The 17,588-nt window shown below is 29.2% G+C and carries 15 protein-coding genes; 1 reads left to right on the top strand and 14 read right to left on the bottom strand.

Going from position 1 to position 17,588, the window contains the following annotated elements; translation table 11 throughout:
- Positions 1 to 58: 58 nt before the first annotated feature.
- From ACZ5RS_RS05085 to ACZ5RS_RS05030, 12 genes are all read right to left on the bottom strand, one after another.
- Positions 59 to 856 carry a gluconate 5-dehydrogenase gene (locus ACZ5RS_RS05085; RefSeq protein WP_464638103.1) on the bottom strand — a complete coding sequence of 266 codons (798 nt, stop codon included), beginning with the start codon at positions 854 to 856 and terminating at the stop codon, positions 59 to 61.
- A 10-nt stretch (positions 857 to 866) separates the two neighbouring features.
- Positions 867 to 1,709, bottom strand: coding sequence for a 5-dehydro-4-deoxy-D-glucuronate isomerase (gene kduI / locus ACZ5RS_RS05080; protein WP_464638101.1), 843 nt, complete (start codon positions 1,707 to 1,709; stop codon positions 867 to 869).
- Between the two features lie 20 nt (positions 1,710 to 1,729).
- A complete protein-coding gene (locus tag ACZ5RS_RS05075) occupies positions 1,730 to 2,404 on the bottom strand; it encodes a GntR family transcriptional regulator (protein ID WP_464638099.1) in 675 nt (224 codons plus the stop codon).
- Between the two features lie 153 nt (positions 2,405 to 2,557).
- Entirely contained in the window at positions 2,558 to 3,910 is a 1,353-nt protein-coding gene (locus tag ACZ5RS_RS05070) for an MATE family efflux transporter (protein ID WP_464638097.1), read from the bottom strand.
- A gap of 41 nt (positions 3,911 to 3,951) precedes the next feature.
- Positions 3,952 to 4,974: a LacI family DNA-binding transcriptional regulator gene (locus ACZ5RS_RS05065; RefSeq protein ID WP_464638095.1), complete on the bottom strand. Its 1,023-nt coding sequence runs from the start codon at positions 4,972 to 4,974 to the stop codon at positions 3,952 to 3,954.
- Between the two features lie 7 nt (positions 4,975 to 4,981).
- A complete protein-coding gene (locus tag ACZ5RS_RS05060) occupies positions 4,982 to 6,502 on the bottom strand; it encodes a sulfatase-like hydrolase/transferase (RefSeq protein WP_464638093.1) in 1,521 nt (506 codons plus the stop codon).
- A 20-nt stretch (positions 6,503 to 6,522) separates the two neighbouring features.
- Positions 6,523 to 7,359 (bottom strand): carbohydrate ABC transporter permease, encoded by an 837-nt coding sequence (locus tag ACZ5RS_RS05055; RefSeq protein ID WP_464638091.1) that lies wholly within the window; start codon positions 7,357 to 7,359, stop codon positions 6,523 to 6,525.
- 11 nt (positions 7,360 to 7,370) lie between these two features.
- Positions 7,371 to 8,276 (bottom strand): carbohydrate ABC transporter permease, encoded by a 906-nt coding sequence (locus ACZ5RS_RS05050; protein ID WP_464638089.1) that lies wholly within the window; start codon positions 8,274 to 8,276, stop codon positions 7,371 to 7,373.
- Positions 8,277 to 8,326: 50 nt separating this feature from the next.
- Positions 8,327 to 9,607 (bottom strand): ABC transporter substrate-binding protein, encoded by a 1,281-nt coding sequence (locus tag ACZ5RS_RS05045; protein ID WP_464638087.1) that lies wholly within the window; start codon positions 9,605 to 9,607, stop codon positions 8,327 to 8,329.
- 190 nt (positions 9,608 to 9,797) lie between these two features.
- Positions 9,798 to 11,672 carry an ABC transporter ATP-binding protein gene (locus ACZ5RS_RS05040; RefSeq protein ID WP_464638085.1) on the bottom strand — a complete coding sequence of 625 codons (1,875 nt, stop codon included), beginning with the start codon at positions 11,670 to 11,672 and terminating at the stop codon, positions 9,798 to 9,800.
- Positions 11,669 to 13,429: an ABC transporter ATP-binding protein gene (locus ACZ5RS_RS05035; RefSeq protein ID WP_464638083.1), complete on the bottom strand. Its 1,761-nt coding sequence runs from the start codon at positions 13,427 to 13,429 to the stop codon at positions 11,669 to 11,671. Before ACZ5RS_RS05035 ends, ACZ5RS_RS05040 begins: the two co-directional genes overlap by 4 nt.
- Before the next feature lie 168 nt (positions 13,430 to 13,597).
- A complete protein-coding gene (locus ACZ5RS_RS05030) occupies positions 13,598 to 14,068 on the bottom strand; it encodes a MarR family winged helix-turn-helix transcriptional regulator (RefSeq protein WP_464638081.1) in 471 nt (156 codons plus the stop codon).
- A 276-nt stretch (positions 14,069 to 14,344) separates the two neighbouring features.
- Between ACZ5RS_RS05030 and ACZ5RS_RS05025 the strand changes: the two genes are divergently transcribed.
- A complete protein-coding gene (locus ACZ5RS_RS05025; protein ID WP_464638079.1) occupies positions 14,345 to 15,103 on the top strand; it encodes an IclR family transcriptional regulator in 759 nt (252 codons plus the stop codon).
- A gap of 22 nt (positions 15,104 to 15,125) precedes the next feature.
- On the opposite strand, the gene ACZ5RS_RS05020 is transcribed toward ACZ5RS_RS05025, so the two are convergent.
- Both ACZ5RS_RS05020 and ACZ5RS_RS05015 read right to left on the bottom strand, forming a co-directional pair.
- Positions 15,126 to 16,892: an oleate hydratase gene (locus ACZ5RS_RS05020; protein ID WP_464638077.1), complete on the bottom strand. Its 1,767-nt coding sequence runs from the start codon at positions 16,890 to 16,892 to the stop codon at positions 15,126 to 15,128.
- Positions 16,893 to 17,004: 112 nt separating this feature from the next.
- Positions 17,005 to 17,568 carry a TetR/AcrR family transcriptional regulator gene (locus tag ACZ5RS_RS05015; protein WP_464638075.1) on the bottom strand — a complete coding sequence of 188 codons (564 nt, stop codon included), beginning with the start codon at positions 17,566 to 17,568 and terminating at the stop codon, positions 17,005 to 17,007.
- Positions 17,569 to 17,588 lie beyond the last annotated feature (20 nt).

Here is a 17,588-nt window from a genome sequence, read left to right as displayed (position 1 = left end):
CTAATGAATATCATCCTTCATTAGCTAGTTAAAATCATATGTTGAGTAAAATCAGATTTTATTGAGGTTGTTTGCCGATATAAGCTAAAATACCACCATCAACATACAAGACATGACCATTTACAAAATCCGATGCATCACTAGCTAAAAATATTGCTGGACCCATCAAATCTTCTGGTGTTCCCCATCTTGCTGCTGGTGTTTTTGCTATTATAAAGGAATCAAATGGATGCCTTGAGCCATCAGCTTGCTTTTCTCTCAATGGAGCTGTTTGTGGTGTTGCTATATACCCAGGTCCTATACCATTACATTGTATATTATATTCACCAAATTCACTACAGATATTTCTTGTTAGCATCTTTAAGCCGCCTTTTGCTGCTGCATATGCTGATACTGTTTCTCTGCCTAACTCACTCATCATTGAACAGATGTTGATTATCTTTCCATGTCCATTTTCTATCATTTGTGGTAATACTGCTTTTGATACTATAAATGGTGCATTTAAATCTACGTCTATTACTTTTCTAAAGTCTTCAACTTTCATATCTAACATGCTTTCTCTTTTTATAATACCTGCATTGTTAACCAATATATCTATGCTTCCTAGATCCTTGGTTATTGCTTTTACACATTCTTGTACTTCAGCTTCTTTTGTTACATCACATACGTACCCTTTTGCTTCTATTCCTATTTCTTTGTATGCTTTAATACCTTTTTCTACTAATGCTTGATTAATATCATTAAAAGCTATCTTTGCTCCTTGTTTTGCATATGCTGATGCTATTGCAAATCCAATACCATAGGATGCTCCTGTTACCCAGGCTACCTTGTTCTCTAAAGAAAAGTTAACGCTCATAATAATTCTCCTATCTTAAGTCTTCTGTTTTAATCCAGTCTTGGTCAGTATAAGTTCTATTTTCACCTACCATAGACCAAATGAAAGTATAGTTTTTAGTTCCACAACCAGAGTGAATTGACCAACTTGGGTTAATTACAGCTTCGTCGTTATGAACTACAATATGTCTTGTTTGTGATGGTTCACCCATTAAATGGAATACAGCTTGATCTTCAGGAACATCAAAATAGAAATAAACTTCCATTCTTCTTTCATGAGTATGAGCTGGCATTGTATTCCAAACAGAACCTTCAACTAAATGAGTTAAGCCCATTGAAAGTTGGCAAGTATCTAATACATCTGGATGGATATATTGATTAATTGTTCTTTCATTACATTCTGCAGCTGAACCGAAATGTAAATGTTTAGCATCATCTAATGTAATTAATTTTGCAGGGAAAGCAGTATGAGCTGGAGCTGCATTCATATAGAATTTTGCAGGAGCTTTGCTATCAGCACTAGAGAATAAAATTTCTTTTGTTCCTTTTGGTAAATATAAAGCATCAAAATGATTTAAAACATATTCTTTACCATCTGCTTTAACAGCGCCCTTTTCACCAATATTGATAATTCCTAGTTCTCTTCTTTCTAAAAAGAAATTAACACCAAAATCACTCATTGCATCGATGTTTTTATCAATTGCTACTTCTTTGTCTGTAGGCATAGCACCCATAGTAACTATTCTATCAACATGAGAATATGTTGCAGTTACGTCATTTTCAATAAAAATGTTTTGAATTAAGAACTCTTCTCTTAGTTGTTCAGTTGTCATTGTTTTAAAAGGTTCTTTTCCAGTTGAATAGCGAATATCCATTGTATCCTCCAAATTTTTACTTAACGAATAAAATAAGATGCATATTCAGTTTCCATCATTAATGCGAGTCTTCTTATTCCACCCTCTAAGTGTTTTTTAATTAAATTTTTTATTTCGTCTTTATTTTTTGCTTCTATAGCTTCTAACATATTTCTATGTTCTTTTAAAATTTCAGCGCAAGGCTCTTTAGTAACAATATCTAAAGTTTTAAATCGAGTATAATCAATGCTTAAATCTTGTAATAATGTCCATAAATAATACTTATCACATCTTTGAAACCAAATTTTATGAAAATCTGCATCTTCTTTATAAAATTGTTGTATTGAAAAATCACCAATTTCTAAACTTAATTCCTGTTTCTTTAATGCGTTATATGCATCAGCGATTGAATATTGATCAAAAAGGTCTATATATTCGAGTAAAACTTTTTCTTCAATTGCAATACGCATAAAGATTAATTGTCTTACGATTTCTTGATTTATCAAAGGAGCCCTAGAGCCTTTATATCTAACAGTTTCTAATAAACCAGCATCGGATAATCTATGAAATGCTGTTCGAACAGGGGTTCTGGACGCAGAAAAACGTTTACATATATCAGCTTCTATTACTGGTTCTCCTGGTTTTATTTCTAAACTTAATATTTCTTTTTTTAGTGTTTCAAAAATTAATGTCGCACTATCTACAAACTCACTCATATTATTCCTTTAATATTTGTATACAAAATAAAAATTTGTATACAAACTTTGTATTTGAATACTAATAGACAATTTTGAATTTGTCAACATTATTTTTTTCTTAAAGAAAAGAGCAAAAAAAATTAGCAATATTAAATTGCTAATTAAATGAAATTAAATAACTTGTTTACTCAGCCAAGTATTACCTTTTAGTCTGGTTAAATAACAAGTAGATCTACATATCCAATCAATAATCATTGCAAGCCAAATACCCATTAACCCATAATTTAAAACTTGAGTAAAAATATATGCCCCCGAAATTCTAAAAACAAAGAGGCTAACTAAAGACCACAATAGAGTATATTTAACATCTCCTGCTGATCTTAAAATATTTGGAGTAGCAAAAGCAAAACTCCATAAAATTGCAGTCATTATTAATACAACAAAACTTACATTACTTGATAAAGAAGCAGCATTCAATGATAAATTATATAATTTAATTACAGGATTTCTAATTAATATCAAAATAAAAGAGAAGCAAGATATAGAAATAATGGATATTGCTAATAGTATCTTTGTGTAATGTTTTGCTTGTTGTTTTTCTCCAGCCCCTAAACATTGACCAATGATTGTAGTGGAAGCTAAAGATATTGCAACTCCAGGCAAATTAGCAAAAGTGCACAAATTACCAACAACAACATTTGCAGCAATTGATGCTACTCCTAAACTAGCAACTAAACTTTGTACCGCTATTTTACCAAATTGGAAAACACTATTTTCAATAGCATTTGGTAAACTTATAGCAAAAATTTTCTTTAAGCATTCCCAATTAAATTTAACTTTATATAATTTTTCTAATTTTAACTCAGTATCCATTTTTGTAATAAAGACTATCATTAAAAGGCCTGAAACCATTCTTGAAACTAAAGTTGCAATACCAGCACCTCGAACTCCAAAGCCTAAACCATAAATAAAAATAGCATTTAAAATCACATTTAAAACATTCATCAATATTGAAACTTGCAAAGAAATTTTACTGTTTCCCACTGATCTAAAAAGTGCTGAACCAGAGGAAAATAAACACAAGAAAGGAATAGATAAAAATACATAATCATAATAAATGAGACTTTGATCAAATACGGATTTATCTAAATCTCCAAATATTGTAGAAATTACTTGTGATTGAATAGGAATAAATATTAATGCAATTAAAAGGCCAAAAAGCAAAGTAATATATATTAATTGCTTAGCGGCTCCTTTTGCACAATCATAGTCTCTTCTTCCTAAATATTGACTTGTAACAACAGCTCCACCAGTTGCAAAAGCTGATATTAAATAAAAAAATAAGAAATAAATTGTGTCAATTAATGATACCCCGCTAATAGCTGCTTCGCCACAGGAGGAAACCATTATTGAATCAATAATACCAACTAAAATGGAAAAAAACTGTTCTCCTAGCAAAGGTAAAATTAAGACAAATAAATATTTATTTGAGAATCGTAAACTATTTTTATCTAATTGAGCCATATTTGAAGTATACTAGCTACAAATAAAATTAAAAACAAGTCTTATAGACTTCCACGGTAAATTAAGTTAGTTTTTAATGAAATATTATATTCAATATCATTCTCATTATTAAATAATTTTTCTAAAATACTTATTGTAGCTTTACCAATTGCTTCTCTATCAATATCTAAAGTGGATAATTGAGGTGTTGTATATCTTGATATTCTTGCATTATTTACACCAATTATTGAGCAATCTTTTGGAACTTTATATCCTTTTTCTATTAACTTATACATAGCTTGAATCGCCACAGAATCAGTTCTTCCAAATACTCCATCAATTTTAAATCCTGATTCTATTATTTTATCTAATTCTAATGATAATTCTTTTTCAGATTTGCAGTTATTTATTATTTTATAATTTATATTTTCAACATAATTATTTGCACTTAACTCATCAATAAACCCTTTATATCTAAAATCATCTTTAGAACTTTTAGCAAAAGAAAGTGTTTTAAAACTATCAACAAAAACAATTTTCTTGCGAGATTTTTCAATTAATGTCTTACAACATAAACGAGATCCCTCATATAAACCGGTGTTAATTAGACCAAAATCACCTTTTAATTTATCATATTTTCTCATCTCTAATATAACAACTGGAATTTTTGTATCAATTAACTCTTGAATATATTTTTGTTTAAAAGTACCTGAAGCAATTAGTACTGCATCAAAATATCTTTGATAAACCTGGTTTACAAAACTATCACTGTTTCTACTCTCACAAAGAGAAATAAAATAGTTATTTTCAAAAGCCCAATTATCCATTTGCTTCATAATTTTACTAAAGTGTTCGCTTTGTAAATCATCAACAATAAATAAAATATGATTACTTTGTTTGCCCTTCAAAGCTCTCGCCATAGCATTAGGTTTATAGCCTAAGTCAATTAATGCTTGTTGGACTCTTTTTTTCTTTTCAGCATCAACATATCTATTATTATTAATTACATATGAAACTATTGTTGGAGATACATTTGCTCTTTCTGCAACATCTTTTCTAGTAACTCTTTTTATAGTTTTATTCATAACGCCTCTAAACCAGTTGTTTTTTTATCTTATATCTAACATTCTCTTTAATCTCAAGAGCTGTATCATAATCTAATTGTTTAATTTCATCTTTTGCTGTTGGCTTTTGTCTAGTATACCCATCACAATCCCAATTTGGTTTTTCATCATTCCAATAACGGCATTTCCATTGATAGCCTCTATATGGGTCACGAGTATCATTCATCCAATCTAAGATTTTTTTATGTAATTTATTTCTATCTTCAAAATAATTCTCATCATCAATTAAATTATTTAATTCATATTTATCTTTACTAGTATCATACAATTCATCAATATTGTCCAATAAATGTATTGCTAATTTTCTATCATCACTTATAGCACTTCTCATAAATTGTATTCCACCAAACCCATCATGGTCAATTTCATATCTATGGAATTCACAAAAAACAGTATCCCTAAGTATATTTTCATTAGGAGTTTCAATAATACTTCTCATACTTAATCCCTCTAAAATAGGAGGAAGAGAAATATCAAAATAATCAAGAATAGTTGGAACTAAATCTATATGAGAGGTAACATGATCATATTCAAAATTAGTAGGAGATTTCATATATTTCCCACCCTTTATTATTAATGGAACATGCGATATCTCTTCATATACTGCAGCTCCTTTTAAGTTTAAGGAATGAGAACCTAAAGCTTCTCCATGATCACTTGTAAAAATTACCATTGCATTAGGCATTTTTTCTTTAACTTTATCTAGTACTCTACCAATCTCATAATCAGCAAAACTATTACAGCCTAAGAATAATTGAGGTCGTAATACTAAGTCATCTTTATCTTCATATAGAGTTTTTCCAGCCCATAATTTTTGATACATGGGTTTATTTTCTAAATTATCATAATAATTTGGAGTTTTAGGAAAATCATAATTTTCATACATAGAAGCATAAGGTTCTGGACATAAATATGGTTGGTGAGGTTCATCGTAGCTTACACATAAAAACATATCATCATCACAATGTTTATCTATATAATCTAAAGCTCGATTGCTTACTCTATGAGCAAATGTAAAGTCTTCACTAATTCCTCCATCTCTTAATGATGTCCCCTCGTCTCTACTTTTAAGCTTTTCTTCATCATTTAGTTCATTGATATAACATCGCATATCATACCAATAATCTTCATCATATCCTTCTGGGCAGATACCATTTCCAAAATAATCTCCACCATCTAAATGCCATTTACCAATAAAAGCACTACAAATATCTTTTGGTTTTAAATATTCTCCTATTGTTTTTACTCCAGCCCTTAATTCAACTGTATTAGTAATTCCTCCATTTGAATGAGGATATAAACCAGTAAATATTGCACTTCTTGCAGGACCACAAACAGGTTGTGTAGTATAAGTTTTATTATACTTAACGCCTTCTTTTGCCAAATTATCTAGATTCGGAGTTTTTATGTTTTTATTTCCATAGCATCCAAGCATATCCCATCTAGTTGTATCAGTCATTACAAATACTATTTGTCTTTTCTCTTTCATCATATTCTCCAAATTAAAAATTAACCTTTAACGGCACCTGCAACTAAACCCTTAACCATATACTTTTGGAAAAAGAAAAATACTAGAACCATTGGTAAAGTTCCAATTACAGAAATACTATTAATCAAAGACCAATCATATGATAATTCACCTAAATATCTTAAACTTATTCCAACAGACAAAGTTCTTAAATTGTCACTCTGGATTAATGTAGCTGCATGTAGATAATCATCCCAAGTCATCAAAAAAGCATATATTCCAACAGCTAAAATACCTGGTGTTACTAAAGGTGTTAATAATTTAAATAAAATTGTATTACGAGAAGCACCATCAATTTCTGCTGCTTCTTCAATTTCTTTTGGAATATTTATAAAAAAGCTTGATAACAACAAACAACAAAAAGGTACTTGAGCCGCAACAATTGCTAATATAAGGCCTGTTCTGGTATTTATAATTCCCATTTTTGACATCATGGAATAAAGAGAAATCATTCTAGAAATAATAGGAAACATTTGTGATGATAATAAAATTGCTACAAAAACTTTTGACCATTTTGTATTAAATCTTGCAATAGAATAACCAGCAAAAATTGCAACGAAACAAGTTATAATAGCACTAATAAAAGAAACTAAAAAATTGTTAAAATAATATACAAAAAATTCATTGTTTTCTGTAAATAAATTTCTAAATCCATCTAACACAAAATTCTTTGGGAAAAAAGAAGGTGGATATAAATAAGCTTCCATATTAGTTTTGAATGAAGTTACAAGCATCCAATAAATAGGAAATAATAAAAAAAGCATAATTATTAATAAAACAATTGCTCTTATAGCCTTTGATAATTTATTCATTTTCATAATTTAATTTCCTAACTCATATCCTGAACTTTAAAGCTCTTTTGATAAATTCCAACAATTAGAATCATCATCAACATCCAAATTGTTGTTACTGCAGCACCTGAACCTAAATCCATTGAAACAAATGCTTCCCTATAACTTAAAATTGCAAAGTTTGTAGTGGATCCATTTGGGCCTCCACCTGTCATAGTCCAAAACAATGGGAATTGTTTGAAATTTTCTATAATGGCCATAGACATTGCGATTTTAATTACTGGAGCAAGATAAGGTAAAACGATTGATATGAAACGTCTTATTGCTCCAGCTCCATCTATAGTTGCCGCTTCAATAGTACTATTAGGAACATTTTGTAACCCCGCTAACAATAATAAAGTTGTTAAAGGAATTTGTTTCCATAAAGCCGCTATTGCAATACCACCTAAAGCTGTTTTAGGGTTATTCAATACTGCTAGGTCAGTTATAGTTCCACCACTAATTATTGAAACAAAATATTTAATAAATCCATATTGAGGTTGAAATAACCACATCCAAATAAGTCCAGAGATAACTGTTGGAACAACCCAAGGTGTCATCATAACTGATCTGAAAAATCTTGAACCTCTAAAATTTTTATTTAAAACTAAAGCTAATGCCATTCCAATAATAAATTGAAAAATTATAACAAATAGCACAAACCATAAAGTATGATAAGCTGCTTCAGGAATTTGATGAGATTCAAACAACTTTGTATAATTTCTAAAATTATTCCAAACTCCTGGCTTGCCACTAATTATATTTTTTACCCCATACTTTTGAAAACTCATTATCAATGATTGAATTATGGGAATAATTATAAAAATAAAAGTTAAAAATGTTGCTGGTATTGTCAGTACAAATGAATAACTATTATTTGATAATTTCTGATTACTTTTTCTCATTATAACTCCAAAAAAGGGTTCTAAGAAAACCAAAGAACCCTTTATATAATCTATTCACTTAATTTAACTTGAGTTCTATTCTTGAATTCTTCAATAGCAGTTTGTACATCTTCATCACCAACTGTTACAGCTTGAGCTAAAGTACATAATTCTAAATTAACATCTTTCAATTGAGGAATAAAAGGTTGTGCTTTTACATTACTTGCAGATTCTGCTGCACCTTTTAATACTGGATTATTTATAATACTATCCATGTTTTCCATGCTCTTTATAGCAGGATATGCAGGAGTTAAATTAGATAAATAATCGCCTAATACATCAGCAGAAATAACATATTGAACAAATTTACTTAAAGCAGCTTTTCTTTGATCACCATTATCAACCAAAATAAAACAATGGGATTGTAATAGGGATTGTCCTGAACCGTTTCCACCTGATAGAGGTGCTGCACTTGCACAGAAATTTTCTGCATCAGGGTTAATTGTTCTAACTCCATTGAATCCCCAACTTTGATCATAATACATAGCTAATTGGCCTAAAGCAAATAAATTTCTTAAGTCTTTTAATTTAGCATTTTGAGGATTATAAGAATAATCATCTAATGTTTTTAACATTGTGATAGCATCTTTAAAACCTTTGTTATCTACAGAAAGATTACCATTATCATCTAAAACACTTCCACCAAAATTAAAAATCATAGCATTAATACTACTTCCTGATACAGGAACAGAAGCTGTAGTTTGACCAAAAGCATATACTTTATTTCCATTTGAATCTTTTAATTTTGATAATTCTTTAGCCATCATTAGCATTTCATCATAAGTTTTTGGTGGCTTATTTGGATCTAATCCAGCAGCTTCAAATAAAGCTTTATTATAATATAATACATATGGGGATATATATAATGGAACACCATAAGCAACTGAATCTATTTCAAAAGCTTTCATTACATCAGGATATAATTGATCTAAAAATTCTTTTGGTAAAATATCACTAATTGGAGCTGCTAATCCTGCATCTTCAAACCCAGGAATCCAATCTATTTCACTAAATATTGCATCAACTTTATCACCGCCACCTGCCATATTTATAACTTGATTCATAATTTCACCATATGGTGCACTAACCCATTGAATATCAATATTAGGATTTGCTTTTTCAAAATTAGTTTCTACATCTTTCCAAAATTGTTCATAACCACTTTCAAGTAAGGCATAATTTGCTACTTTGATTACTGTTTTTCCCTCAACAGTTCCTTCCTTTTCTCCTGAAGCAAATATGGTTGCCATACAAACTAAAGTTACTAAAAAAATACTTAATACCTTTTTCATTTATCGACTCCTTTTTGTTTTGTACATACGTGTGTATATAATTGTTAAAAAAAATATACATACGTGTGTATATGTTTATATTCTACTCTATATATCTCAACTGTCAAGGAAAAATTAATATTTGTAATCGGCAAAAAATATGCTCTGCAAAAGCAAAGCATATTATATCTAAATAAGTATAATAATTTTATTAACTAGCTAACTCAAATTGACTATTATATAGATCAGCATAGAAACCATCTTTTTCTAATAATTGAGTATGAGTTCCACTTTCAATAATATCACCATCTTTCATAACTAAAATCAAATCGGCATTTTTAATTGTTGATAGTCGGTGTGCTATTACAAATGAAGTTCTACCAACTGTTAATTTGTCCATAGCTTCTTGTACATGTTTTTCTGTACGAGTATCAACGGAACTAGTTGCTTCATCTAAAATTAATAATGGAGCATTTTGAATCATAGCTCTAGCTATTGTGATTAATTGTTTTTGTCCAGCTGATAAATTTGCTTTATCATTTAAAATTGTATCATAGCCATTTGGCAAAGTATTTATAAAATGATCCAAGCCAACTAATTTACAAGCTTCAACAACTTCTTCATCCCTTACACCTTTTTTACTATAAACAATGTTTTCTTTAATAGAACCTTCAATTAACCAGGTATCTTGTAATACCATACAGAATTGTTCATGAACACTTTCTCTTGGAACATGACTTATTGGTACATTATCAATTAAAATTTCACCACTATCTACTTCATAGAATCTCATAAGAAGATTTACCATTGTAGTTTTACCGGCACCAGTTGGACCAACGATTGCTATCTTTTGTCCTGCATTTATCTTTGCTGAGAAATCTTTAATAATTGGTTTATCTTTTTCATATCCAAAATGTACATTTTTAAATTCAACATCACCTTTGATATTTTCATATCTTACTAGTTTTTGACTTTCATCACTTAATTCTTCTTCATCAAAGAATTCGAAAACTCTTTCACTTGCTGCTGCAGTTCTTTGTAATTGTTGCATAGCTTGTGCTACTTGAGATAAAGGTTGTGTAAATTGTCTAATGTACAACATAAAAGCTACAATAACACCAAATGAAATTGTATTATTCATAGCTAATACTGCACCAACGATACATACAGCAACATAACCAAAGTTCCCAATGAAGTTCATAATTGGCATCATAAGGCCTGATAAGAATTGGGATTTCCAACCACTTTCATATAAAGAAGTATTAATTCTTTCAAATTCAGCTTTTGCTTTTTCTCCACCATTATATGCTTTAACTACATTATGGCCTGTATAAATTTCTTCGATATGACCATTCATATCACCAAGACCTTTTTGTTGAACATTAAAATATTTTTGAGACTTAGACATAATTAATGCCATTAAAACAAAGCCTAATAATATAGAACCTACTGCTACTAAAGCTAAGATCCAGCTATTATAGAACATCATTATCAAAGCACCAACAAACATTGTAATTGCTCTAACTAAGCTATCTAAACTTCTATAAAGAGTTTGCCCAATAGCATCTACATCGTTTGTTGCTCTACTTATAACGTCCCCATAACTAACTTTATCAAAATATTTAAAAGGTAATTTATTAATTTTTGTTGAAATTCCAGTTCTTAATTCTTTAGCTATTTTTGCAGTTATTGTTGCCATAATATAGTTTTCAGAAAAAGCTAAAATCCCTGATGTTGCATAAAATATTGCAAGAATAATTCCTATATTAAATACTGCAGTAAAATCTATAGAACCAACTATTGGAGCTCCGTTAACTAAGGCAGGCAAGCCCTTAACTATTTCATTAGTCATATCTTTTAATTTATTGGGACCAACAATTTGTAATACTGTACTAATAGCAGCTAAAACTAGTGCTGTTATAATTATTGGTAAATATTTATGACTAAAACTAATTAATTTACTCCAAGAGCCTTTAAAATCTTTTGCCTTTTCTCCACTTGCCATCATACCACCATGACCACCACCTGGGCCACGCATGACTCTTGTTTGAGAATGGCTTGATGTTTTTACTTTATCTTCACTCATGATACTAACTCTTCCTCACTTAATTGAGACATTGCAATATCTTTATAAACATCACAATTTTTCAATAATTCTTTATGTGTTCCAGTTCCTACAATCTTACCTTCATCAAGTACAATGATTTGATCAGCATCAATTATAGTTCCAATTCTTTGAGCAACTATAATGCTAGTTACATTAGAGGTTTCTTTTTTAAGAACACTTCGCAAAACTCTATCTGTCTTATAATCTAAGGCAGAAAAAGAATCATCAAATATATAGATTTCTGGATTACGGCAAACAGCTCTTGCTATAGAAATTCTTTGCTTTTGACCACCAGAAACATTTGTTCCACCTTGTGAGATGGGAGCTTTTTCACCACCATCCATATTATCAACAAATTCAGAGGCTTGGGCAATTTCAATAGCTTTTTTTACAGCTTCTTGACTATAATCATTAACTCCGTTATCACCATAGGCTACATTTGATTCAACTGTACCTTTAAACAAAACTGATTTTTGAGAAACATATCCTATCTTATTTAAAAGTTCTTTTAATTGATAATCTTTAACATTAACCCCATCAACTAAGACTTCGCCATCTGTTGCATCAAAAAATCTAGGTATTAAATTAATTAAGGTACTTTTTCCACTACCAGTGGAACCTATAAATGCTACAGTTTCACCTTTCTTTGCTTTAAAATTAATATTTTGAAGTACTGGTGCTGCGGCATCTGGATAAGCAAAGCTAACATTTTTAAACTCAATTTCGCCTTTTATATCTGTATCTTTTGCTGTCTTTTTACCGTCTTTAATTTTTGGTTCAGTATCTAAAACTTCATTAATACGTTTTGCTGCTACTTCAGCTCTAGGTAACATAATAAAAATCATTACTAACATCATAAAAGACATAATCACTTGCATTGCATAACTAGAGAAAACAACCATATTTGAGAAAATAGTTAATTTATCCATCATAGAAGCGGCATTAATTAAATATGCTCCAACCCAATATATTGCAAGGGAAAGACCGTTCATTATAATAGTCATAACAGGCATCATGATTGCCATAGCTCTGTTTGTAAACATCTGAGTACTTGTTAAATCTTCATTTGCTTGTTCAAACTTTTCTTCTTGATAGTCTTCAGCGTTATATGCTCTTACGACTCTTAAACCAGAAAGGTTTTCTCTTGTAACTCTTGTTATATTATCAGTTAAAATCTGCATTTTCTTGAATTTAGGAATTACTCTAACCATCAAGATTGATACCATAGATAAAACAATGAAAACCGCAATTGCAACAATTAAAACAAAATCAGTCCCTTTACCAACAATCTTTGTAATTGCCCATACAGCCATAATCGGTGCTCTAATTGCTAATTGCAAAGCCATAACGATAAACATTTGAATTTGAGTAATATCATTTGTTGAACGAGTAATTAAGCTTGAAGTTGAAAATCTATTTATCTCTTCCATAGAGAAAGATTCTACCTTATTAAATAATAAGCTACGTAATCTTTGCGAAAAAGATGCACTAATTCTTGCTGCAAAATAACCTACTGCCACTGCAGTAAAAACAGTACCTAAAGCACATAAAAGCATATAGCCACCATTAAGCCAAATATCTTTCATCTCACTTCCAGCTGTTTGAGTTAAGCGCGTTACTTCAGACATATAGTCAGGTAATTTTAGGGATAACCATACCTGTAAAACTATAAAAATCAAGCTTATAGCAGCCATAAACCATTCTTTTGGCTTTAAATACTTGAATATCTTTATCATTTAAATTTGTCTCCTTAAATAATAACCCATCTACTTTTTTTCCATTAATAAAACCAAAATAAATAATATTTATAATTCAATAATAAGAAATAAATAGAGATAGGAGTATTTATAATTATTTATATTTTTTCCAATTTATTTTTTTAAAATTTAAAATTAGTACAACTTCTATTTATCTTGAGTTGCTTCATTATTAATATCTTCAGTGATTTCAATCATTTTATTTATAAGTAAAATCATTTGCTTTACATTATCTTCACCAAGACGGCTTATAATTTGACTTAATTTATTTGTGAATCCGGCATAATGCTGTTTCATTAAATTATGACCTTCAGGAGTTAAAGTAACTATAATATTTCTTCGATTATTTTTATTAATAGTTCTTTGAATATATCCTTTTTTCTCTAATGAAGCTAATTTTTGAGACACAGCACCTTTTGAAAAAGATAAGAAACCCTTAATATCGGAAATTTTAACATTACCTTCAGGATCTTTTGTATTATGAATAATCTCATTCATAATAATAAGTTCAGTAGCTGAAATTTTTTTATGAGCAGGATCAAAACCAAAACCTTTGTGCATCATTTTTTTTAACTGGAAAATTGACTGTATAAGTTCACAATTTAAATCTTGTTCCATTTACATATTTCTCCATAAATAAATTATTGAAGAAAACTTTTGATATTATTAAACTTCAATAATAAGGTTAATTAATTATTAATGGTATTAAATACTATTGATTAGAACAATAGTTTAATACTAAACTGTTTACTATAAAACAATATAGTAATAAACTATTTTAAAGTCAATAAAGAAATCTAATTTATTTTTTTATAAAAAAGTTTATCCTTCAAATCACTTTGATGGAAATTAAAAATATTATATAATAAACAAAAAATACCGAGAGAATAATTAATGGAAAATAAAAATCAATTATCAGCAGTCTCTAGAACAATACTAATTCTAGAAACCCTATCAAAAATAAAAAAAATCAATCTTGAACAATTGGCAAAAATAACTGAGTTACCTAAACCAACTTTATTAAGATTTTTAGGCTCCTTAATTAATCTGGGATATATCTACAAAGACGAAAATGATTTATATAGTCTTACACTAAAGATGTTTAGTATTGGCTCTAATAGTCTTTCCCATATAAATTTAATTGATATTGCAGCTCCTTTTGCTGATGAACTTTGTAATTATTTTAAAGAAACTGTTCATATGGGAATCCTAGATGAAGATCATGCTGTATATGTATTAAAAAGAGAATCCTCATATACTATAAGAATGTATTCGAGAGTTGGAAAAAGAATCCCATTATATTGTACGGCTATTGGCAAGAATTTACTTAGCGACATGAACAAAGAAGATGTTAACAATTATATTGAGGCTACCGAATTTATTCCTTTTACTAAATATACTCTTAATAAGCAAAATCTTGAGAAACAACTCGATATTGTAAAGCAACAAGGCTGGGCTCAAGATGATCAAGAACATGAAGAAGGGATTACTTGTATTGGTGGAAGCATAAGAGATTTTAGTGGCAAAGTAGTAGCATCACTTAGTGTATCTTGGCCTATCTTTAGATTTAAAGACAAAAACAAAGACGAAGTTATTAATAAAATTGTTGATACTTGTGATAAAATATCTGCAATGCTTGGTTATGAAAAATAAGGGGCTATAAAGCCCCTAACAATTATATTATCTTATATTCTTTTAATAATTTCTCTATATCAGTATTCTTGATTTTTCCTAAAACCTTCTTCAAAGCCATTTTTTCTTTTAGGCTCAAATCTAAGGTTTGTAAAGGAGAGGCTCCATCTAACATTTTTATTGAGGAATCTAATAATACTCTTATATCATATAGGGAAGAAAATACTTCAGGAACGCCTCTATCAACATCTAATAAAGTATAAACTGCTTCCATAGCTGTTCTAACAGAATATTCAGTTGTAAATACTGTGTCTCTTGGAGTTTCTGCAAATTGACCGATAAAAGCTAAATTTTCATAATTATTTGGAACAACTAAAGGTCTATCCCCATATTTTCTAGGCATAAAGAAAGCGGTAATATAAGGCATCATACAAGGAACTGCATTAGCACTATTTTTAGCCAAATCATCTATTTGATCTAGAGGAACACCTAAGTGATATAACCATTCTTTTGTAATTTCTTCACCTGTACAATCTCTCATTGGTTTTTTAACATAATCACCATCAACATCTGTAAATAGTCCATATACCCAAACAACTAATTGATCTTTTGGTTGTTTAGAAAAATGAGGTTGTCTATTTAGTGTATAACTTAATAACCAGGAAGAATCTTTACAAGAAATTATACCCCCTGTTACAACTTTCCCTGAAAAAGGATCCCTTTTACAAACTTTTTCAATATAAGGAGGAATTTTATTATCTAAAGTAGTAACAGTACAAGATTCCCAGTTTGATTTTTCTGTATCACTACAGAAAACTTCTGGATTTCCTAAGGTACTATCTTGATTGGATAAATTTTTCCATAAACTCCAACAGCCTCTAATTGAACTATCTAATTTTGCAGGAGTATTTTGATCTCCTAAATTTGAATTTTCAGTACAGCTACCATTAGTAATAAAAACTAAATCATTTTTGCTTAATTCAATTTCTTTAGCATTTCCATTTTGGATATATTCAAAACTTTTTGCATAATGTTTTTCTTTATCTAAAACTACATTTGTAACTGTAGCATTATATTGAAAATCTACATCATGTTTTTCTAAATATTTTATCATTGGTAAAATAAGAGATTCATATTGATTATATTTGGTAAATTTTAATGCAGTAAAATCTGGTAAACCACCAATGTGATGTATGAATCTTTGAATATATCTTTTCATTTCAATAGCAGAATGCCATTGTTCAAAAGCAAACATTGTTCTCCAATATAGCCAGAAGTTGGAATCAAAGAAATCTTTTGATAAATAATCTTCAATGTTTTTATCAGCTAATTCTTCTTCTGGGGTAAAAAATAAATTTAATAATTCTTTTGCACCTTTATCACTTAAACCAAATTTCTTATCTGTATGAGCATCTTCACCTCTATTTTGAGTAACTCTCATTAAAGAATAATTTGGATCTTTTTTATTTAATCTATTAAATTCATCTAATACGGAAACATTTTCATCTTCAAGAGATGGAATTGATCTAAAGAGATCCCACAAACATTCAAAATGTTCTTCCATTTCTCTTCCGCCTCTAATTACAAAGCCTTTTTCAGAATTATGGATACCATCACAAGCTCCACCTGCAATATCTAACTCTTCAAAAATATGAATATTTTTACCATCCATTTGTCCATCACGAACTAAAAAGCATGCTGCTGAAAGTGATGCTAAGCCAGCACCTACAATATATGCTGATTTACTTTCTACATCTTTTGGTTTTTCTGGTGTAGAAAAAGCTTCAAAATTTCCTTTACTGTAATACATTTTAATACTCCTATGATTAATCTGATTAAAATATATTCAATAAAATTATCTAAAGAAATTTACATAAATAAAGGATTGTATGAATTTTTGACAAAAAGAGAGAAATGTATAATTAAATTTTTGAATATTCTAATAAAGCTTTTTCGAAATCACCTTTTATTAATATATTAATTCTTTCAATTATCAAATTAGGCTCTTCAATCATATTAGAATCAATCCAAAGCATAACAATACCTACAAAGGCAAACATATTATAATTCGCAATAAAAAGTTTATCTTTTTCTGATACCTTAACATTTAACTTTTTAATTTCATCTTCAATAACTTTTAAAAGCAAATTATTAACATACTCTTTTAAACCATCTTCAATTATAGATCTACCTTGACTATGGTAAAGATTATATATTATTAAATTATTTTCTTTACAATAAGATAAAATGACTAAAAAGCCTTCTTGCCAATTTTTATAATTAACTTTATTTTGCAATTGTTTCTCAACATCTTTTGAAAAGGTCCATTGTACTAGCTCATAAATATTTGAAAAATGATAATAAAAAGATTGTCTGTTTAAATCACAATCATCCACTATTTCGCTTATAGTAATCTTATCTAAAGTCTTTGTTTCTAATAATTTTTTAAGACTATATGCAAGGGCTTTTTTGGTTACTGTTGACATTCATTTCTCCTATTTTTGCT

This window comes from Pleomorphochaeta caudata, assembly GCF_055395745.1.
Note: the sequence above shows the minus strand (reverse complement) of the source record. Positions and strands in the feature narration are given on the sequence as shown.